The organism is Pseudomonas sp. (assembly GCF_036404235.1).
In the GTDB taxonomy this organism is placed as follows: domain Bacteria; phylum Pseudomonadota; class Gammaproteobacteria; order Pseudomonadales; family Pseudomonadaceae; genus Aquipseudomonas.
This window is the reverse complement of the sequence record NZ_DASWOT010000078.1, coordinates 14,564-34,195: the sequence shown is the minus strand read 5'-3', so window position 1 is coordinate 34,195 and position 19,632 is coordinate 14,564. Positions and strand designations below refer to the sequence as shown.

Below are 19,632 nucleotides of genomic sequence, written 5' to 3'. Positions count from 1 at the left end.
ACGTGGCAATGGACTACGGTCGCCCCAGCCTTGGCAGCCTCGACCGCAGCGGCCGCGATCTGTTTCGGCGTGATCGGGACCAGGTGGCTTTTCCCGGTCGTGTCGCCAGCACCGGTCAGTGCGCAGGTGATGATGACGTCGTGATTCATGTTTGGGTTCCTTGCAGGCTCGGCGTGTTTGAAAGGCGCAGGCTTTTCGCTGCCCGCTTTTGAGATGCAAAGCTACGCAGCCGTCAGCCCGCGAAAACGCACAGCGGCGACCAGCTCTTGCACAGCAGCGACCTGTGCTGCTACACAATGGTGAACCCTCCAAAAAACTCCCCAAGGAACGTGCCAACGATGTCGCAGGATTTCCACTTTCTGCTCATGCCCGGCTTTTCGATGATGGGTTTTGTATCCGCCGTCGAGCCATTGCGTGTCGCCAATCGTTTCGGCGGCGAGTTGTACCGTTGGCATGTGTTGAGCCTCGACGGCGGGGCAGTGATCGCCAGCAACGGTATGTCGGTCAACGCCGATACCGCGTTGGAGCCGCTGAAGAAGGGCGCGACGCTGTGGGTGATGGGCAGCGTTGATCCGCTGAAATGCTGCACCCCTGCGCTGCAACACTGGCTGCGCCGTCTAGACCACGAAGGCGTGACGCTGGGCGCCATCGATACCGGCAGCTTTGTACTGGCCGAAGCAGGCTTGCTGGACGGTTATCGCCTGACCTTGCACTGGGAAGCGCTGGATGCGTTCAAAGAGTCTTACCCCAAATTGCAGGCGACCCAGGAGCTGTTCGAAATCGACCGCCGCCGCATCACCTCGGCAGGCGGCACGGCTTCCATCGACATGATGCTCGACCTGATCGGCCAGGCGCATGGGGCGGATATGGCGATCAAGGTCTCGGAGCAGTTCGTGCTGGGTCGTATTCGCCCGCGCAAGGACCACCAGCGTATGCAGATCGCCACGCGTTACGGCATCAACAACAAAAAGCTGGTGCAGGTGATCGGCGTTATGGAGCAACACACCGAGCCGCCGTTGAGTACCCTGGAGTTGGCGGAAGGCATTCAAGTCACGCGTCGGCAACTGGAGCGTTTGTTTCGGCTGCACCTGAATGACACCCCCAGCAACTTCTACCTGGGCCTGCGCTTGGAGAAGGCGCGTCAACTGCTGCGCCAGAGCGACATGAGCGTGCTGGAAGTGAGCATCGCGTGTGGCTTTGAATCGCCGTCGTATTTCACCCGAAGTTATCGGGCGCGGTTTGCGTGGTGTCCGAGGGAGGATCGGCGGGAAAAGAAAACCGTGTCTGCGTGAGTCCTGGTCCCTGTAGGAGCGAATTCATTCGCGAGGCGATTAACAGGGCGATGAATACTTCCCGTCTTTCATCAACGCCGAACACGCCGCTTTATACGCTTCATGCTGATACTTGTTCAGCGCCGCGGGCAGTTCGAAGTTGTGCTTTTTGAACTGGGCATTGATCGTTTGTGGCGACAGCAACGTCACCTCGCAATCTTCCAGCAACTGAAAGATCGTCTCGATCTTGAATGTGGTCGGGCCGCCAGCGAACTCGCCTTTCTTGTTGCGTTTTTTGATGGCGATCCGGGTGATGCCGTTATCGCTCACGAACTTGCCGATCAACGCGGCGAAGGCTTTGACGTTGGCCGATTCGTCGTCATCTTCCAGAGCGATCTTTTTGGTGGCCAGTGGCAGGTGTTCAAGTACGCCAGTTGCGCGGGAGGCGACAGCGAAAATGGCTTCGCTGCCTTTGATTTCTACACCACAGATTGTCATGAGGATGCCTTGAGCTCGTGAAGGGCGTCAGGGTATCTCATTTGCCGATCAATCCGATTGGGCGATGGTTTCCAGGTACTCGGAGCGCTCGTCGCTGGTACGCGCAAGGCAGTCGTTCTGGCTGATGGTGTAATCCTTGGTGCCGGGCTTGTCGGGGAAGACTTCGACCGCGCAATCGGCCTCACGCAACTTCTTCCACGCCTCTTGCGCGGTTTTCAGCTTGGCGGTGAACTCGTCGGCCTGGGCTTTGTTGGCGCCGAACTGGGTTTGTACCCGCTCCAGCAGGTTCTGAAAGTTCTCGTCGAGCAGTTTGGCGGCGGTGTCGCGGCTGTATACCGAACATTCCAGCGTTTGTTTGTCCTCGTCGACGCCATCGCACGGTGTGGAGTCAGGGTCTTGCGCTGCATGCGCGCCCGTTGCGAACAGAGCCAAAGCCAGCAAAATCGTTTTCATTGCGTCGTCCCGATTCAGTGATGCGTCAGATTCTCGCCCAAGCGCGACCCAAAGAACAGGTATCAAACGCAGGTGGCAGACGCACGCTGTCGGCCTTTGTCGTTTATTGACGCTTTCGGCAAACCCCTTGTCGTTTTTGCACCCGGCTCGGCCGACCCTCAGGCATATGCTGGCCCCAAAGCGCCGGCAGACGATTCGGCGCGTGATTAACCTAAAGGGGACAGCCTGATGAGCCCAGCCGAGTTGCACGCCGACAGCATCGTTATTGACGGGCTGATCATTGCCAAATGGAACCGTGAGCTGTTCGAAGACATGCGCAAAGGCGGCCTGACCATGGCCAACTGCACGGTTTCGGTGTGGGAAGGTTTTCAGCAGACGGTCAACAGCATCGCGTCGAGCCAAAAACTGATTCGCGAAAACAGTGATCTGGTGATCCAGGTACGCAACACCGCTGACATCCGTAAAGCCAAGGAGCTGGGCAAGACCGGCATCCTGTTCGGCTTCCAGAACGCCCATGCCTTTGAAGACCAGATTGGCTATGTCGAGATCTTCAAGCAGCTCGGCGTCGGCATCGTACAGATGTGCTACAACACCCAGAACCTGGTCGGCACCGGATGTTACGAGCGTGATGGCGGCTTGTCGGGTTTTGGTCGTGAAATCGTCGCCGAAATGAACCGCGTCGGGGTGATGTGCGACCTGTCCCACGTGGGCTCCAAGACCAGCGAAGAAGTCATCCTTGAATCCAAAAAGCCAGTGACCTACTCCCACTGCCTGCCTTCGGGTCTGAAAGAACATCCACGCAATAAATCCGACGCGGAACTTAAGTTCATTGCCGACCACGGCGGTTTCGTCGGTGTGACCATGTTCGCGCCGTTCCTGGCCAAGGGCATCGATTCGACCATCGACGACTACGCAGAAGCCATCGAATACGTGATGAACATCGTCGGCGAAGACGCCATCGGTATCGGCACTGACTTCACCCAGGGCCACGGCCAGGACTTCTTCGAATACCTGACCCATGACAAGGGCTACGCCCGCCGCCTGACCAGCTTCGGCAAGATCATCAACCCGCTGGGCATCCGCACCGTTGGTGAGTTCCCGAACCTGACAGAAACCCTGCTCAAACGCGGTCATTCCGAGCGCGTTGTGCGCAAGATCATGGGCGAGAACTGGGTGCGCGTACTGGCCGACGTCTGGGGCGAATAGTGAATACCTCTGGAGCCTACTGCGCCCGTCGATAGCTGCGTCAGGTCCTCACGCCAAGCTCGCCGTACATTGGTACTGCTCTCGCTTGTCGTTCCGGTCCTTCCTTGCTCTCAACGCGCTCGCTACGGCTCCAAAGGCATCCATCGCCGCTTTTTATTAAAACAAAGCTGATGCTTTGTTAATTCTTAAACGAATTCTGGAGTTACCTTTCCATGGCCAAAATCGCCCCGCAATTGCCAATCGAAGTCGACAGCGAAACCGGTGTCTGGACGTCCGATGCACTGCCGATGCTCTACGTGCCACGTCATTTTTTCGTCAATAACCACATGGGCATCGAAGAAGTCCTGGGCGCTGACGCGTACGCCGAGATTCTATACAAAGCCGGCTACAAATCCGCCTGGCATTGGTGCGAGAAAGAAGCCGAATGCCACGGTATCGAAGGCGTTGCGGTGTTTGAGCACTACATGAATCGTCTGTCCCAGCGCGGTTGGGGTCTGTTCAAAATCCAGGATATCGACCTGGAAAAAGGCACCGCCAGCGTCAAGCTGGAGCACTCGTGCTTTGTCTACGTATACGGCAAGGTCGGGCGCAAGGTCGATTACATGTTCACGGGTTGGTTTGCCGGTGCCATGGATCAGATTCTCGCCGCCAAAGGCAGCTCCGTTCGCACTGTCGCCGAGCAGGTCTACAGCGGCTCGGAAGAAGGTCACGACGACGGCCTGTTTATCGTCAAGCCGTTGTAAGTCGAGGTTTCTGTCATGGCTTTCGAAGCAATGTTCCAGCCTATCCAAATAGGCAAACTCACCATTCGCAACCGCGTCCTGAGTACCGCGCACGCCGAGGTCTATGCCACCGATGGCGGCATGACCACCGACCGTTACGTGAAGTACTACGAGGAGAAAGCCAAAGGCGGCATCGGCCTGGCCATTTGTGGCGGGTCTTCCAGCGTTGCCATCGACAGCCCTCAAGGCTGGTGGAAGTCGGTGAACCTTGCGACCGACAAAATCATCCCGCACTTCCAGAATCTCGCTGACGCCATGCACAAGCATGGTGCCAAGATCATGATTCAAATTACTCACATGGGCCGTCGCTCGCGTTGGGACGGCGACCATTGGCCGACCTTGCTGTCGCCATCGGGCATCCGTGAGCCGGTACACCGCGCGACCTGTAAAACCATCGAGCCGGAAGAAATCTGGCGGGTGATTGGCAACTACGCCAGCGCTGCGGCCCGTGCCAAGGCCGGCGGCCTGGACGGCGTCGAGTTGTCGGCGGTGCATCAGCACTTGATCGATCAGTTCTGGAGCCCGCGGGTCAACAAGCGCACCGATGAATGGGGCGGCAGCTTCGAAAACCGCATGCGTTTTGGTCTGGAAGTGATCAAGGCCGTGCGCAAGGAAGTCGGCCCTGATTTCTGCGTCGGGCTGCGTATTTGCGGCGACGAATTCCACCCCGATGGTCTCAGCCATGAAGACATGAAGGAGATCGCCAAGTATTACGACCAGACCGGCATGATTGACTTCATCGGCGTGGTCGGCTCGGGTTGCGATACCCACAACACCCTGGCCAACGTCATCCCGAACATGAGTTATCCACCGGAGCCGTTTCTGCACTTGGCCGCCGGTATCAAGGAAGTGGTCAAGGCGCCGGTGCTGCACGCGCAGAACATCAAGGACCCGAATCAGGCCACGCGCATTCTGGAGGGTGGCTATGTCGACATGGTCGGCATGACCCGCGCGCACATTGCTGACCCGCACCTGATCGCCAAGATCAAAATGGGCCAGATCGACCAGATCAAACAGTGCGTCGGCGCCAACTACTGCATCGACCGCCAGTATCAGGGGCTGGATGTGTTGTGCATCCAGAACGCCGCGACTTCGCGTGAGTACATGGGCGTGCCGCATATCATCGAGAAAACCACCGGCGTCAAACGCAAAGTGGTGATCGTCGGTGCCGGCCCTGCGGGGATGGAAGCAGCGCGTGTGTCGGCAGAACGGGGCCACGATGTGACCCTGTTCGAAAAGAAGGACGCGATTGGCGGGCAGATCACCACGGCCTCGAAAGCACCGCAGCGTGACCAGATTGCCGGTATCACGCGTTGGTTCCAATTGGAGCTGGCACGGCTGAAGGTCGATCTTCGCCTGGGCACAGCGGCTGACATTGCCACCATCATGGACTTGCGCCCGGATGTGGTGGTTCTTGCTGTCGGTGGTCATCCGTTCATCGAGCAGAACGAGCATTGGGGCGCAGCCGAAGGATTGGTCGTCAGCAGTTGGGACATCCTCGACGGCAAGGTGGCACCGGGCAAAAACGTGCTGGTCTACGACACCATTTGCGAATTCACCGGCATGTCCACGGCCGACTTCCTGGCCGACAAAGGCAGCCAGGTCGAGATCGTCACTGACGACATCAAGCCGGGTGTGGCCATCGGCGGTACGTCGTTCCCGACTTACTACCGCAGCATGTACCCCAAAGAAGTGATCATGACCGGCGACATGATGCTGGAGAAGGTCTATCGCGAAGGCGACAAGCTGGTGGCGGTGCTAGAGAACGAATACACCGGAGCCAAAGAGGAGCGCGTGGTCGATCAAGTCGTAGTAGAAAACGGCGTGCGTCCAGACGAGGCGCTCTACTACGGGCTGAAAGAGGACTCGCGCAACAAAGGCCAGATCGACATCGAAGCCTTGTTCGCCATTCAGCCACAACCGTCGTTGAGCCAGCCGGGTGAGGGCTACTTGCTGTTCCGCATCGGTGACTGCGTGGCGCAGCGTAATACACACGCCGCCATCTACGACGCGCTGCGGCTCTGCAAAGACTTTTAAGCCAGAACCTGTTGGAGCGAGGCGTGCCCGCGAATGAATGCACCGCGTGGTGTCAGGGCACACCGCGTAGTGAGCTTCGCGGGCACGCCTTGCTCCAACAATCCTCGCAAGACCTGAGGTCTTTGGGAGCTCCACATGTTAAACACCCTTCTTCCCATCCTGCTGTTCGCCGCGCTGGGGCTTGCTGTGCTCGGCGCTGCGAAGCGGATGCTGCTGTGGCGCAACGGTCGCCCGGCCAAGGTCGATCTGCTGGGCGGGCTATTGGCGATGCCCAAGCGCTACATGGTCGACCTGCACCACGTTGTTGCGCGGGACAAATACATCGCCAATACCCACGTCGCCACGGCGGGTGGCGCGGTGGCGTCCATCGTGCTGGCGATTCTGGTCCACGGCTTGGGCTTGCACAGTCGCATCCTCGGTTACGCCCTTTTACTGGCTTCGGCGGCGATGTTTGTTGGCGCGATCTTCATGTTCCTGCGCCGTCGCCATCCTCCGGCTCGCCTGTCCAAAGGCCCATGGATGCGCCTGCCGAAAAGCCTGCTGGCGTTCTCTGCGAGCTTCTTCGTACTGACCCTGCCGGTCGCGGGCATTCTGCCGCAAGACTTCGGCGGTTGGGTGCTGGCGACCATCCTCGGCATCGGCGTGCTGTGGGGCGTGTGCGAATTGTTCCTCGGCATGACCTGGGGCGGCCCAATGAAACACGCCTTTGCTGGCGCGTTGCACCTGGCCTGGCACCGTCGCGCCGAGCGCTTTGGCGGCGGCCGTTCTACAGGTTTGAAACCGCTGGACCTCAGTGATCCAAAAGCGCCACTGGGCGTGGAAAAACCCAAGGATTTCACCTGGAACCAACTGCTGGGCTTCGACGCCTGTGTGCAGTGCGGTAAATGCGAAGCGGCGTGCCCGGCTTATGCTGCGGGCCAGCCGCTGAACCCGAAAAAGCTGATCCAGGACATGGTCGTCGGCCTGGCGGGCGGCACCGATGCCAAGTTCGCCGGCAGCCCTTATCCATCTCTAGACGGGGCTGGAAAACCCCTCGGCGAGCACGGCGGCAACCCGCATCAACCCATCGTCAACGGCCTGGTGGATGCAGAAACCTTGTGGTCCTGCACCACCTGCCGTGCGTGCGTGGAAGAGTGCCCGATGATGATCGAGCACGTCGACGCCATCGTCGACATGCGCCGTCATCTGACGCTTGAAAAAGGCGCGACCCCGAACAAGGGGGCCGAAGTCCTGGAAAACCTCATCGCCACCGACAACCCAGGCGGCTTCGCACCAGGTGGGCGGATGAACTGGGCGGCAGACTTGAATCTGAACCTGCTCAGCGTGAAAAAAACCACCGACGTCTTGTTCTGGGTCGGCGACGGCGCGTTCGACATGCGCAACCAACGCACCCTGCGCGCCTTCGTCAAAGTCCTCAAAGCTGCCAACGTCGACTTCGCCGTACTCGGACTTGAAGAGCGCGACAGTGGCGACGTAGCGCGCCGACTGGGTGATGAAGCGACCTTTCAGATGCTCGCTAAACGCAACATCCAGACGCTTGCCAAATACAGCTTCAAGCGCATCGTCACCTGCGATCCGCACAGCTTTCATGTGCTTAAAAATGAATATGGCGCGTTCGACGGCAACTACCTCGTGCAGCATCACAGCACCTACATGGCCGAGCTGATCGGCGGCAAAGCCCTGAAACTTGCTCAACACAAGGGCTCCAGCGTCACCTATCACGACCCTTGCTACCTCGGTCGGTACAACGGCGAATACGAGGCGCCCCGCCAAGTGCTGCGTGCGCTGGGTATCGAGGTCAAGGAAATGCAGCGCTCCGGTTTCCGTTCCCGCTGCTGTGGCGGTGGTGGCGGCGCGCCGATCACTGACATTGCGGGCAAGCAACGCATCCCTGATATGCGCATGGAGGACATCCGTGAAACCGGCGCCGAACTGGTGGCTGTGGGTTGCCCACAATGTACGGCGATGCTCGAAGGCGTGGTCGAACCGCGTCCGCTGATCAAGGACATTGCCGAACTGGTCGCCGATGCCTTGTTAGAAGACGTTATCCCCAGCAAGCCAGCGCCAATCAAACGTGAGCCTGCAGAGGTGCATATATGAGCGACATAATCCGCCGCGACCCTCGTGCAGAATGGATCGCCCGCAACCGCCTGCACCCGTTGCATGCCGCCATGCAGCCAGCGCAAACCAGCTGGATGGGGCCCAACGGTGTCATCCGCAAGAACGTGCATGGCATTGGTTTCATCGGTCCTAACGGCATCAAGCGGATTGACCGCAGCGGCGCGCAACAGGGCGGGGCGGTCAAACGCTCGGTATCCGTTGAAGTGCAATTGCCGCTGCATCAGGTGGCCGCGCCTGCTTTCTATATCGCTGTCGTGCCGGACATGGTCGGCGGTCGTTTGAGCAGCCACGACCGCGACGTGCTGGGCTTGGCGCACAGCTTGGCGGGTAAGGACGGGGCGGTATTGGCCGTGGTGTTCGGCGAGCACAAAGAAAGTGCTTTCGAAACCGCTGGCGTTGATCGTTTGTTGGTACTGCAAGGTCGCGAGTTCAGCGGCTATTCCCCGGAGCAGCGGGTACAAGGGCTGCGGGCTGTGGATAACCAGTTCGACCCACGGCACTGGCTGCTGCCCGACAGCCGCAACGGCGGTGGCGAGTTGGGCCGTCGCTTTGCCGCAAGCTTGGGCGAACGCCCGGCGACGCGCGTCTGGCAAGTTAAAGACGAAAGTTGCACAGGCCGCGCCGGTGCTGGCCGCGAAGACTTATCGCGGCCGTTGGCGCGATTGATTCTGGGCGCCGTCGAATGCGCCGAACCCGTCAGCGAAACCCGTCATGAAGCGTTGCCCGTGGAGTTATCCACAACCCTCGCACGCAGCTTGCCGCGTATTGAGGATCTGGGAGCCGTCGCTGTCGATCCAGCACTTATCCCCATGGCCGAGGCCGAATTCATCTTTTCCGGTGGCAACGGCGTGAAGGATTGGGGCTTGTTCCATCGCACGGCAGCAGCCTTGGGCGCTACCGAAGGTGCGTCACGCGTGGCGGTGGACGATGGCTTCATGGCGCGGGATCGTCAGGTCGGCGCGTCCGGCACCTGGGTCACTGCGCGTGTCTACGTGGCGGTGGGTATCTCTGGCGCGATCCAGCATTTGCAAGGGATTGGCGCGTGCGACAAGGTCGTGGCGATCAATCTCGACCCGAGCTGCGACATGATCAAACGTGCCGATCTGTCAGTGATTGGCGAAAGCGCCGACATCCTCAACGCGCTGATTGACGCCGTTGAGCAATACCGCAATGGGGCGAAACGCGATGCAGCCTGAAAAAAAATCGGTTGTGGATAAAAACCCGCTGCACGTCATCAGCCTGGTTTCCATTGGTGCGCACCCAACTTCCGGCCGCCCGCGCCGTGCTGAACAAGACGCCCGAGCGGTGGAACTTGGTTTGCAATTGGCTGGGGATAACTTGCACGTGCTGCACGCCGGTAACGTCGAGGAGCCCGCATTGCGCGCTTATCTGGGCATGGGCCTGGACGAATTGCATGTGCTGGAACAGCCTCAAGGCGCCGATGCGCTGCCAGCAATTACCGATTACATTCGCGAATCCGGCGTGCAACTGGTGCTGACCGGCAGCCAGGCGGAAACCGGCGAGGGCTCGGGGATGTTGCCGTATTTGCTGGCGGAGAAGCTGGGTTGGCCTTTGGTGGTCGGCATGGCGGAGGTCGAATCCATCGACAGTGGTGTGGCTCAAGTGCTGCAAGCCTTGCCGCGAGGTCAGCGTCGCCGGTTGAAAGTGCGGTTGCCGTTTTTGGCGACTGTGGATAACGCAGCACCCAAACCCCGGCAAAGCGCCTATGGCCCCGCGCAACGTGGCTCGCTTGAAGTTGAAGACATTGAAGTGATCATCGACGAGTTACTCATAAACTCCGAACTGACCCCTGCAAAACCTCGTCCCAAGCGCCTAAAGGTGATCAAAGCTAAAAGCGGAGCGGATCGCATGAAAGCTGCAACCGCCAAAGCGAGTGGCGGCGGGGGTCAAGTGCTCAAGGGTGTAACTGCTCAAGAGGGCGCGGCGGCGATTTTGAAGTTGTTGGTTGAAGAGGGTGTGGTTCGGTAAGTAATCGCAATTTATAGATCCGCACGACCCAAGGCGCCGCATTACCCACAATCGCTGTTGATCCGCCTGTGGATAACCTGTTTGAGAACAGTCAAAGGCCAAGCGTAGTAAGGCCTGTAACCAGTTGTACGAATTTTGATCATCCTTATGTGGCGGTTTTTAAAGGATTTATCTTTAAAGTTTGGGGCGTCTGCGTTCATTATTTACCCACAATCTCTGTTAGCGCTTATGTGGATAAGATGTTTGCTATCGCCTATGAGCCATATAAAACAGGGCGTTCAGGCTCATGGTTAAATAATGATCAAGTTGACATTTCTTTGAAAAATTTCGGGGGGAATCGATCTAGTTCTCGCCACTTTGCTCACTTCTCCACAGAAAACCACCGACGTCGGTGACTTGCCCACAATCTCTGTTGGCGCTTCTGTGGATAAGGTGTTCGCTGTCCTCTTAAAGCCATATAAACCATAGCTTGTAGAGGTCTGGTCAAAAATCAATCAAGTGCATTGCGAATTGAGTACTTCTCATAAGTCATGGATTTTTTTGATTTTTTACCAGGGCACCACCAGCGCTTTCCCACAATTGCTGTGGGTTGAGCTGTGGATAAGTTGTTCGTGGATTCGCCGGAGCTGCGGCGGGGTTGATGTCTTGGGGATTTGGTTGAAATATGATCAAAATCGTCTTCTTGACGGGCCATGCACTATCGGCAAGCTCACTTGCACAGCTATACCCGCGCCTCTATAGTTCGCGCCGTCGCTGCAAAATCAGCGACCGGGTTTGGTCACTCGTAATAACACGCGTGCGCGTCACTATAATATTGCAGTCGTCTTTGATGACTGCATGCTTTATGGCGGCTGTGTATGGGACGCCTTCGGGCGTGCCGGTTGCGTGTTCTCCCGGTTGACCAACCTGTGCACAGTCCGCCACCCATCGCTTGGTCACGATGTCGGCGGTTCTTTCTATCTACGAGAACCGAACTTATGAACCCTCCAGATTTGTCCGAAATAGCGCTAAAAAATCGCTACATTCCCCTCGCAGCCCACTCCAGCAAAACATCTACCCTCTTCATCGACAGTCATGCCTGTGCCGAGGATCTTCAGGATTGCGCCACCTCACGCATACAGGCCGCTACTGATCTGCTCGAAAGCCTTTCGTGCATGAGCATCAACAACACCTGCGACCGAGATCTGTCGCGCTTTGCGGGTGCGGCGTATTTGCTGCTCAGAGATGGGTTGGATTTGCTGGAGGTGAGACGTTCGGTCAAGCCAGGATGAGACTCGTTGGAGCGAAGCTTGCCCGCGAAGGTCCCTGCAAGCGGTAGAGGCCTTACTCGTGATTAACCGCTACACGCTTCAAAGACAGCGAGTTCTCCTGTGATGGCACTGCGGTGAAGGCTTCGCGGGTAAGCCTCGCGCCAACGGGATTGTGGTGAAGATTTTTTGGAGCGAGGCCGGGCTGCGTTCCCCCGCAGCGCGGAGGAACGACCAGCCTGGGCTGCTACAACACTTACTCGTGATTAACCGCCACACCCTTCAAATACGGCGCAGGCTCTGCGCCCATGTTTTCCAGCAGGCGGGCGCTGTACCAGTCGATGAAGTTAACCACGCCGAACTCGTAGGTTTTGGAGTACGGGCCGGGCTGGTAGGCGACGGAGTTGATGCCGCGTTGGTTTTCTTCGGCCAGGCGACGGTCCTGGTCGTTGGTGGCGTCCCAGACTTCACGCAGGCGTGCGATGTCGTAGTCCACGCCTTCAACGGCGTCTTTGTGAACCAGCCATTTGGTGGTGACCATGGTTTCCTGTGCGCTGATCGGCCACACGGTGAACACAATCACGTGGTCGCCCATGCAGTGGTTCCAGGAGTGCGGCAGGTGCAGGATGCGCATTGAGCCCAGGTCTGGGTTCTTGATGCGGCCCATGAGTTTTTTGCTGCCCTGCTTGCCGTCCAGGGTCATCGATACGGTGCCCTTGAGCAGCGGCATGCGCACGATGCGGTTACGCAAGCCGAAGCTTGCATGGGCGAACGGGATCTTCTCGGCGTCCCACGCTGCCGCGGATTCAGCCACATGATCCTTGAACGCCTGATTGGCGCGCGGGTCGGTGACGTCGTCCCATTCCAGCAGGGTGTTCAGCAGTTCAGGGTGCGAGCCATTGCAGTGGTAGCACTCGCGGTTGTTTTCCATCACCAGCTTCCAGTTGGCTTTTTCCATCAAGGTGGTTTGCACCGCCACCTTGGTGTTTTCCATGTCGTACGGTTCCATGTAGTGATTGAGGGTCTGCAGGAACTCGTCGATGGCTGGCGGGTTCTGCGACAGGCTGATGAAGATATAACCGCCCGACGTTTTGCAATTCACAGGCTTTAGACCGAACTGCTTCATGTCGAAGTCGTCGCCCATCTCCGTGCCTGCGTACAGCAGGCGGCCGTCGAGTTCGTATGTCCACTGATGGTAAGGGCACACCAGTTTCGCGACTTTGCCTTTCTCTTTGGTACACAGGCGCGAGCCGCGATGGCGGCAGACGTTGTGAAAGGCGTTGATCGAACCATCCGGACCGCGCACCACAAGGATCGGGTTTTTGCCGATCTGCAGGGTCAGGAAGTTGCCTTTGGCCGGGATCTCACAGGTCATGCCTGCGATCAGCCATTCTTTTTGAAAGATTTCTTGCATGTCGATTTCAAACAGCCGGTCATCACTGTAGAAAGGCTGCGGCAGCGAGTACGTGCGCTCGCGGTTTTGCAGCATCTCGGCAGTGGCCTTGCGTGCGGGTTCCAGCGGATCGCCCAAGCTCAAAGTTGCGGTGACGTCCATCTTTCAAATCCTCATGACTGCCTCAAGGCAGACGGCGAATGTGGCTAATACGGTTGTGTTGGGTTTGGCACGCCAGGCGACGTTGTGATCTGTCGCTCATGTTTATGTATAAAAAAGTCGTAATCGTTTAGCGGCGAGTGTGGAGCCGGGCGCGAACCTAACCTTATCTATGGGCGACATGGCCGCATCCGTTTCCGACGACGTAACCCCACTGGCATGGGGCTGGTCGCCATAAGCATGTGAATGTCGCAGATAGGTAAATAGGCGATTGCTCCGTTACGCAGAATCCTCACCATAAGAGGCCAACGTTGGCCGCGGAGATTGAGCATGTCCCAAAGTTTCCTCAGCCCGGTCAACACCCAGACCTGGGCCAATGGCCGCCACCTCGTGCGTGTCGTCAAGGTGATCCAGGAGACCTGGGACGTTCGCACCTTTTGCTTCATGGCCGACCAGCCGATTTTGTTCTTCTTCAAGCCGGGGCAGTTCGTCACTCTGGAGCTGGAGATAGAGGGCGTGCCGATCATGCGCTCTTACACCATCTCCAGTTCGCCATCGGTGCCGTACAGCTTTTCCATCACCATCAAGCGTGTGCCGGGCGGCAAGGTCTCGAACTGGCTGCACGATACGTTGCATGAGGGGCAAGAGCTTGCGGTCCACGGGCCGGTCGGTCTGTTCAATGCCATAGACTTCCCGAACCCGAAGATTCTGTACTTGAGCGGGGGTGTCGGGATCACGCCGGTGATGTCCATGGCGCGCTGGTTCTACGACACCAATGCCAATGTCGACATGGTTTTCGTACACAGCGCCCGTTCACCCAAGGACATCATTTACCACCGCGAGCTGGAGCACATGGCCTCGCGGATTAACAACTTCAGCCTGCACATCGTGTGCGAGAAGCATGGCTTGGGTGAGCCGTGGGCGGGTTATCGCGGTTACCTGAACCAGAAAATGCTTGAGCTGATGGCGCCGGATTTCATGGAACGTGAAGTGTTCTGCTGCGGCCCGACGCCGTACATGAACGCGATCAAGCGCCTGCTGGAGGCCAACGGCTTCAACATGGCGCAGTACCACGAAGAGTCCTTCGGTGCGACACCGCCCGAAGCGCGTGCAGACGCCGTGGAACATGCAGAACAGGCGGCGGACGCACCGGAAATCGACATCGCTAATCTGCATCAGGTGGAATTTACCGAGACTGGCAAGAGTATTCGCGTGGGGCCAGGCGAAACCGTCCACGCCGCTGCCGCCAAGCTCGGCCTGATGATCCCGAAAGCCTGCGGCATGGGCATCTGCGGGACATGCAAGGTGATGAAGCTGAGCGGCGAGGTGGAGATGGAGCACAACGGCGGCATCACCGATGACGACGTGGAAGAGGGTTACATCCTGTCGTGCTGCAGTGTGCCGAAGGGCGATGTGCGGATTGAGTATTGAGCAGCCCGGGGACAGATTTATTTACGGTGAAGCGTGTAAATAAAGTCAGTCCCCTTATTGGCGCTTGCAACCTGAAGCGCGCAACCATGCTGTTCAAGTCAACCGCCAGACGCGACAGTTGGTTGCTGACGGCCCGGGGACAGATTTATTTACGGTGAAGCGATGTAAATAAAATCAGTCCCCTTATTGGCGCTTGCAACCTGAAGCGCGCAACCATGCTGTTCAAATCAACCGCTAGGCGCGACAGTTGGTTGCTGGCAGCGGTGACGGTCCGGGGACAGATTTATTTACGGTGAAGCGATGTAAATAAAATCAGTCCCCTTATTGGCGCTTGCAGCCTGAAGCGCGCAACCCTGCTGTTCAAATCAACCGCCAGGTGACGGTCCGGGGACAGATTTATTTACGGTGAAGCGATGTAAATAAAATCGGTCCCCTTGTTGGCGTTTACAACCTGAAGCGCGCAACCATGCTGTTCAAATCAACTGCCAGGCGCGACAGTTCGTTGCTGGCGGCGGTGGTCTGGTGGGCGCCGGTGGCTGATTGGGTCGACAGGTCTCGGATGTTCACCAGGTTGCGATCCACTTCTCGTGACACTTGAGCTTGCTCTTCGGATGCGCTGGCGATAACCAGATTGCGTTCGTTGATTTCCACTACTGCGGTGTTAATGGTGTCCAGCGCTAAACCGGCGCCTTTGGCGATGTTCAAGGTCGATTCTGCACGCTCGGTGCTGCTGCGCATGGAGTCTACGGCCTGTTCGGTGCCGCCCTGAATGCTGCCGATCATGCGTTCGATTTCGCTGGTCGATTGCTGTGTGCGATGCGCTAGCGCACGTACTTCGTCAGCCACTACCGCAAAACCTCGACCGGCCTCACCCGCACGGGCCGCTTCAATGGCGGCATTGAGCGCTAACAGGTTGGTCTGGTCTGCCAGGCCACGAATCACGTCCAGCACCTTGCCGATGTCGCGAGACTCGTTAGCCAGATTGCCGATCAACTGCGCGGTGCTTTGCACATCGGCGCTCATGCGTTCGATGGCACTGACGGTTTCCTGCACCAGGTCGCGGCCATCGCTGACAGACGAGGTGGCGTTTTTAGAGGCTTCCGAGGTGCTGACGGCGTTACGCGCGACTTCTTCTACCGCGCTGGTCATCTGATTGACGGCCGTTGCTGCTTGCTCGATTTCATTGTTCTGCTGCGACAAACCGCGTGCGCTTTCGTCGGTGACCGCGTTCAGTTCTTCTGCTGCCGATGCCAGTTGAGTTGCCGAACCCGAGATGCGCTGCAGGGTGTCACGCAGATTGGATTGCATCTTCAACATCGCCGCCATCAGGCGACCCGCTTCATCTGTCCCGTCAACTTTGACGGTGTGCGTCAGGTCGCCTGCGGCGATTTCTTCAGCTGCATGCAGCGCGGCCGAAATAGGGCGAGTGATGCTGTTGGTTAGCAGCCAGGCGAACAGTAACGTCAACACAGTGGCAATGATCAGCAACGCGACGACCAGTGTGATGGCGCTTGAATACTGCGTGGAAGCAGACGAACTGGCACGGTTCATCTGCTGAGTATTGATCTCGACCAGTTGGGTCAACACTGTGTTCATTTGATCGGAGTTGTTTTGCAGGCTGACGTTGACCAGGTTGCTCAGTTCATCGAGTTTATTCGCCTGACTCAACGCCTTCATCTGGTTTTCCAGTTGGCGGTACTCGGCCAGCAGCGTCAAGTATTGATCATAAGCCGCCCGCTCATCATCTCCCGAAATCAGCTTTACATAGCTGTTTTGAGCGTCGTCTATCTGTTTGTTGCGCGAGGCCAGCCGTTCGATGGTTTTTTGGATGTCGCTGTCGTTACGGTTGACCAGCAGGCGATAGGACAGCACTCGCAGGCGCATACTGGCATCGTTCAGGCTGTCCAGGCTTTTGATGCTGGGCACGGTGTTCGCAGTGATCTGTACTGCGTTGTTGTTGATTAGACTCATCTGAACCAGCGCGAATACGCCGAGGATCAGCATCAGCAGGCCAATGATCGAGAATCCAAGAAATGCACGCGGCGCGATGTTCATATTACGTAGGGACATGTCAGTTCCTGAAGGAGGCGCGTTCCATGCGGTGGCGCAGGTAAAAAGCCTGGCATGCATGGCTATCGGTCGTTCAGCAGAACTCTTGAGCTGTACGCTCAACCGTTGGACTGTTCTTTCAAATGAATGCCTAAATGGGCGACATGAGCGTTGGTCTGACGAGCAGCAGGAACAAGATACGCAAATCGCAGTCAACAGGGCCCTAATGCGTTTTCGTCATTGAAGGATCGAACAGCGCTAAGCGACTGGAGTTTTATCTGGGTTGTAGTCCAGATCATTCTGGTGTGTGCAGCGTCTTTTCTTTATCGTACGCACCCATTGAAATTTGCTCGAGAAATCAAAATGTTGGAAGCATCCCTTAGCCAGTTGGAACAACTGGTCGGTGACCTGGTACAACAGAACCAGGACCTGCAAAACTCAAACGCACAACTCGCCGCCGAGTTGGCACAAGCCAAGGATGACAACGACAGCTTGCAGTTGAGCCTGATGGAGCAGGAAGAAAAACACGGCGCCACCGCCGCACGCATTCAGGCCCTGGTTGATCGTGCAACCGGTGTCAGCGCTGCAAGCGCATGATCATCAATCGCGAAGGGGTAAACGTCGTGTCCATCCTGGGCAACGACTACTCGATCAAGGCCCCGCAAGGACAAGAACAGGCGCTGACGGACGCAGTGGTCATGCTCAAAACCGCATTGGCCGAGACCAAGCGCAATTACCCTACTTTGATCGGTGACCGGCTGCTGGTGCTGGCGGCGTTAAACCTGTGTTCGAAACAGGTCGAGCTCAATCAGCGGCATCAGGAAGAACTGGACCGCTGTCAGCAGCAGGTCAGTGCAACGGTTGAAGTGATTTCCAAGGCGATTGGGCAGGGTTGATTTAGCGTCTTTATTGTTGGCGCGCGCTCGCCCGCGATGAACGATGACGCGGTGGACCTGACATTTCGTTGGCAGATGTCCTCTTGGTACTTATCCCAGACGCTGATTATGTTGGCTCAATCCCCAGGCTTGGGCGTGCGCGCCAGGCAATAGACATCCACCTGTCGCGCCCCGGCTTGTCTCAACATGCGGGCGATCACATCGGCGGTCGATCCTGTCGTCAGCACATCATCGATCAGCGCAATGTGTTTGCCGCGCACCTCTGCGCCAGCATCCAATTCAAACGCCCCCAGCAAATTACGTTTTCGCGACTTGGCGTCCAGCCCCTGTTGCGCAGGGGTTTGCTTGATTCGCTTGAGCAGGCGCTCATTGACCGCAAGCTGCAAAGACGCGCCCAGCCAACCCGCCAGCATTGCCGCCTGGTTGTAGCCCCGTTGACGCAATCGCTTGGTGCCCAGTGGCACCGGCAGCAGGATGTCCGGACGCGCGAGTCCTTCGTTAAACCGGTATTGCAGAAACTGCGCAAACAGCTCAGCCAACAGGCGCCCCATGGGCCATTTGCCCTGATGCTTGAAACGTGTGACCAGAGTGTCGACGGGGAAGTCGTAAAGCCATGCCGCGACGACCTCATTGAAGGCAGGCGAGTTGATGGAGCATTGGGTACAGGTCAAATCCGACAGAGGCATTGGCAGTGCGCAGCGTTCACACTGATCTCCAAGCCATGGCAGGTCGGTCTCGCACGCTTCGCAAATCGATCGGTCTGTCCCTGTATTTTCGTCGCACAGCAAGCAGAATTGATCATTATTTAACCAGATGTAAACCTGGCGTGTGTTGTGTGGTTGACAGCGCATGCCTCTTCCTTAAATATGCCGAACATCCGTGTGGTGCCTGTGGACTTTCGGTTTCAGCCAAATACGCTGAACCATCCAGGCACTCGCCAAAAAACACCAAGGAGCCGCCCATGAGCGCCAGCATCAATGCCAACCTGCGTCACGACTGGACTTTATCCGAGGTCAGGGCGCTGTTTACACAGCCCTTCAATGACCTGCTGTTTCAGGCGCAAACCGTGCATCGCGCTCATTTCGACGCCAACCGCGTGCAAGTCTCGACCCTGCTGTCGATCAAAACCGGCGCCTGCCCGGAAGACTGCAAGTATTGCCCGCAGTCCGGTCACTACAACACCGGCCTTGAGAAAGAAAAGCTGATGCAGGTCCAGCAAGTGCTGGAAGAGGCTGCCCGCGCCAAGGCTATTGGCTCGACGCGTTTCTGCATGGGCGCCGCCTGGAAGCACCCGTCTGCCAAAGACATGCCGTATGTGCTGGAGATGGTCAAAGGTGTGAAGGCCATGGGGCTGGAAACCTGCATGACGCTAGGGCGTCTGGACCAGGACCAGACTCAAGCGCTGGCCGACGCAGGCCTTGATTACTACAACCACAACCTGGACACCTCGCCAGACTTCTACACCAGCATCATCACCACCCGCACTTACAGCGAGCGCCTGCAAACGCTGGCGTATGTCCGTGATTCAGGGATGAAGATCTGCTCCGGCGGCATTTTAGGCATGGGCGAGTCGCTGGACGACCGCGCCAATCTGCTGATCCAACTGGCCAACCTGCCAGAGCACCCTGAGTCGGTGCCGATCAATATGTTGGTGAAAGTCGCCGGTACACCGCTGGCAAACGCTGAGGACATCGACCCGTTCGACTTCATCCGCATGCTGGCGGTGGCGCGCATCCTGATGCCGCAATCCCACGTGCGCCTGTCGGCTGGACGTGAAGCCATGAACGATCAAATGCAGGCCCTGGCGTTCTTCGCCGGTGCCAACTCGATCTTCTACGGTGACAAGCTGCTGACCACCGCCAACCCACAATCTGACAAGGACATGTTGCTGTTCTCGCGCTTGGGCATCCAGCCAGAAGCACGTGAAGAACACTCCGATGAAGTCCATCAGGCAGCCATTGAGCAAGCGTTGGTCGAGCAGAAGAGCAGCGCGCTGTTTTACGACGCCGCGGTCTGATTTCCCTGTCTTTCGTCTACCGCGTCGTCTGTTGGCAAGCACCGATCCCGTTGGAGCGAGGCTTGCCCGCGAAGCTTTTCAGC

At 57.7% G+C, this 19,632-nt stretch carries 19 protein-coding genes; 12 read left to right on the top strand and 7 right to left on the bottom strand.

What is annotated here, in order from left to right; translation table 11 throughout:
- The coding region (locus tag VGC62_RS09785) for a 3-keto-5-aminohexanoate cleavage protein (RefSeq protein WP_331186876.1) at window positions 1–149 on the bottom strand (149 nt) is incomplete at its 3' end.
- Between the two features lie 189 nt (window positions 150–338).
- On the opposite strand from VGC62_RS09785, the gene VGC62_RS09780 reads away from it, so the two are divergent.
- Window positions 339–1,292: a GlxA family transcriptional regulator gene (locus VGC62_RS09780; RefSeq protein ID WP_331186875.1), complete on the top strand. Its 954-nt coding sequence runs from the start codon at window positions 339–341 to the stop codon at window positions 1,290–1,292.
- 39 nt (window positions 1,293–1,331) lie between these two features.
- Here VGC62_RS09780 and VGC62_RS09775 read toward each other — a convergent pair whose 3' ends face one another.
- Both VGC62_RS09775 and VGC62_RS09770 read right to left on the bottom strand, forming a co-directional pair.
- On the bottom strand, window positions 1,332–1,769 hold the full coding sequence (locus VGC62_RS09775; protein WP_331186874.1) for a DUF3010 family protein: 438 nt from the start codon (window positions 1,767–1,769) through the stop codon (window positions 1,332–1,334).
- Between the two features lie 48 nt (window positions 1,770–1,817).
- Window positions 1,818–2,222: a lysozyme inhibitor LprI family protein gene (locus VGC62_RS09770; protein ID WP_331186873.1), complete on the bottom strand. Its 405-nt coding sequence runs from the start codon at window positions 2,220–2,222 to the stop codon at window positions 1,818–1,820.
- Between the two features lie 228 nt (window positions 2,223–2,450).
- Here VGC62_RS09770 and VGC62_RS09765 point away from each other — a divergent pair, with 228 nt between their 5' ends.
- The 6 genes from VGC62_RS09765 (at window position 2,451) to VGC62_RS09740 (ending at window position 10,357) form a co-directional block, all read left to right on the top strand.
- Complete coding sequence (locus tag VGC62_RS09765) at window positions 2,451–3,428, top strand: dipeptidase (RefSeq protein WP_331186872.1); 978 nt, start codon at window positions 2,451–2,453, stop codon at window positions 3,426–3,428.
- Between the two features lie 212 nt (window positions 3,429–3,640).
- Window positions 3,641–4,171 carry a DUF5943 domain-containing protein gene (locus tag VGC62_RS09760; RefSeq protein WP_331186871.1) on the top strand — a complete coding sequence of 177 codons (531 nt, stop codon included), beginning with the start codon at window positions 3,641–3,643 and terminating at the stop codon, window positions 4,169–4,171.
- A gap of 15 nt (window positions 4,172–4,186) precedes the next feature.
- Window positions 4,187–6,247: a dimethylglycine demethylation protein DgcA gene (dgcA, locus tag VGC62_RS09755; protein ID WP_331186870.1), complete on the top strand. Its 2,061-nt coding sequence runs from the start codon at window positions 4,187–4,189 to the stop codon at window positions 6,245–6,247.
- A gap of 135 nt (window positions 6,248–6,382) precedes the next feature.
- Window positions 6,383–8,347 carry a dimethylglycine demethylation protein DgcB gene (dgcB, locus tag VGC62_RS09750; protein WP_331186869.1) on the top strand — a complete coding sequence of 655 codons (1,965 nt, stop codon included), beginning with the start codon at window positions 6,383–6,385 and terminating at the stop codon, window positions 8,345–8,347.
- Window positions 8,344–9,564: an electron transfer flavoprotein subunit alpha/FixB family protein gene (locus VGC62_RS09745; RefSeq protein ID WP_331186868.1), complete on the top strand. Its 1,221-nt coding sequence runs from the start codon at window positions 8,344–8,346 to the stop codon at window positions 9,562–9,564. Before dgcB ends, VGC62_RS09745 begins: the two co-directional genes overlap by 4 nt.
- Window positions 9,554–10,357, top strand: a complete 804-nt coding sequence (locus VGC62_RS09740; protein ID WP_331186867.1) for an electron transfer flavoprotein subunit beta — start codon at window positions 9,554–9,556, stop codon at window positions 10,355–10,357. The genes VGC62_RS09745 and VGC62_RS09740 overlap by 11 nt, the downstream gene beginning before the upstream one ends.
- 490 nt (window positions 10,358–10,847) lie before the next feature.
- On the opposite strand, the gene VGC62_RS09735 is transcribed toward VGC62_RS09740, so the two are convergent.
- Window positions 10,848–11,051, bottom strand: coding sequence for a hypothetical protein (locus VGC62_RS09735; protein WP_331186866.1), 204 nt, complete (start codon window positions 11,049–11,051; stop codon window positions 10,848–10,850).
- Window positions 11,052–11,334: 283 nt separating this feature from the next.
- Between VGC62_RS09735 and VGC62_RS09730 the strand changes: the two genes are divergently transcribed.
- Complete coding sequence (locus tag VGC62_RS09730; protein WP_331186865.1) at window positions 11,335–11,628, top strand: hypothetical protein; 294 nt, start codon at window positions 11,335–11,337, stop codon at window positions 11,626–11,628.
- 232 nt (window positions 11,629–11,860) lie between these two features.
- Here the strand turns inward: VGC62_RS09730 and gbcA are convergent, their stop codons facing one another.
- Window positions 11,861–13,159 (bottom strand): glycine-betaine demethylase subunit GbcA, encoded by a 1,299-nt coding sequence (gene gbcA / locus VGC62_RS09725; protein WP_331186864.1) that lies wholly within the window; start codon window positions 13,157–13,159, stop codon window positions 11,861–11,863.
- Between the two features lie 327 nt (window positions 13,160–13,486).
- Here gbcA and gbcB point away from each other — a divergent pair, with 327 nt between their 5' ends.
- A complete protein-coding gene (gene gbcB, locus VGC62_RS09720; protein ID WP_331186863.1) occupies window positions 13,487–14,587 on the top strand; it encodes a glycine-betaine demethylase subunit GbcB in 1,101 nt (366 codons plus the stop codon).
- Window positions 14,588–15,031: 444 nt separating this feature from the next.
- Here gbcB and VGC62_RS09715 read toward each other — a convergent pair whose 3' ends face one another.
- Entirely contained in the window at window positions 15,032–16,657 is a 1,626-nt protein-coding gene (locus tag VGC62_RS09715) for a methyl-accepting chemotaxis protein (RefSeq protein ID WP_331186862.1), read from the bottom strand.
- Window positions 16,658–16,999: 342 nt separating this feature from the next.
- Here VGC62_RS09715 and VGC62_RS09710 point away from each other — a divergent pair, with 342 nt between their 5' ends.
- Window positions 17,000–17,233, top strand: coding sequence for a hypothetical protein (locus VGC62_RS09710; protein ID WP_331186861.1), 234 nt, complete (start codon window positions 17,000–17,002; stop codon window positions 17,231–17,233).
- Window positions 17,230–17,532 carry a cell division protein ZapA gene (locus VGC62_RS09705; protein WP_331186860.1) on the top strand — a complete coding sequence of 101 codons (303 nt, stop codon included), beginning with the start codon at window positions 17,230–17,232 and terminating at the stop codon, window positions 17,530–17,532. Before VGC62_RS09710 ends, VGC62_RS09705 begins: the two co-directional genes overlap by 4 nt.
- A gap of 116 nt (window positions 17,533–17,648) precedes the next feature.
- On the opposite strand, the gene VGC62_RS09700 is transcribed toward VGC62_RS09705, so the two are convergent.
- Window positions 17,649–18,383 carry a ComF family protein gene (locus tag VGC62_RS09700; RefSeq protein WP_331186859.1) on the bottom strand — a complete coding sequence of 245 codons (735 nt, stop codon included), beginning with the start codon at window positions 18,381–18,383 and terminating at the stop codon, window positions 17,649–17,651.
- 110 nt (window positions 18,384–18,493) lie between these two features.
- Between VGC62_RS09700 and bioB the strand changes: the two genes are divergently transcribed.
- On the top strand, window positions 18,494–19,549 hold the full coding sequence (gene bioB, locus VGC62_RS09695; RefSeq protein ID WP_331186858.1) for a biotin synthase BioB: 1,056 nt from the start codon (window positions 18,494–18,496) through the stop codon (window positions 19,547–19,549).
- Window positions 19,550–19,632: the final 83 nt, after the last annotated feature.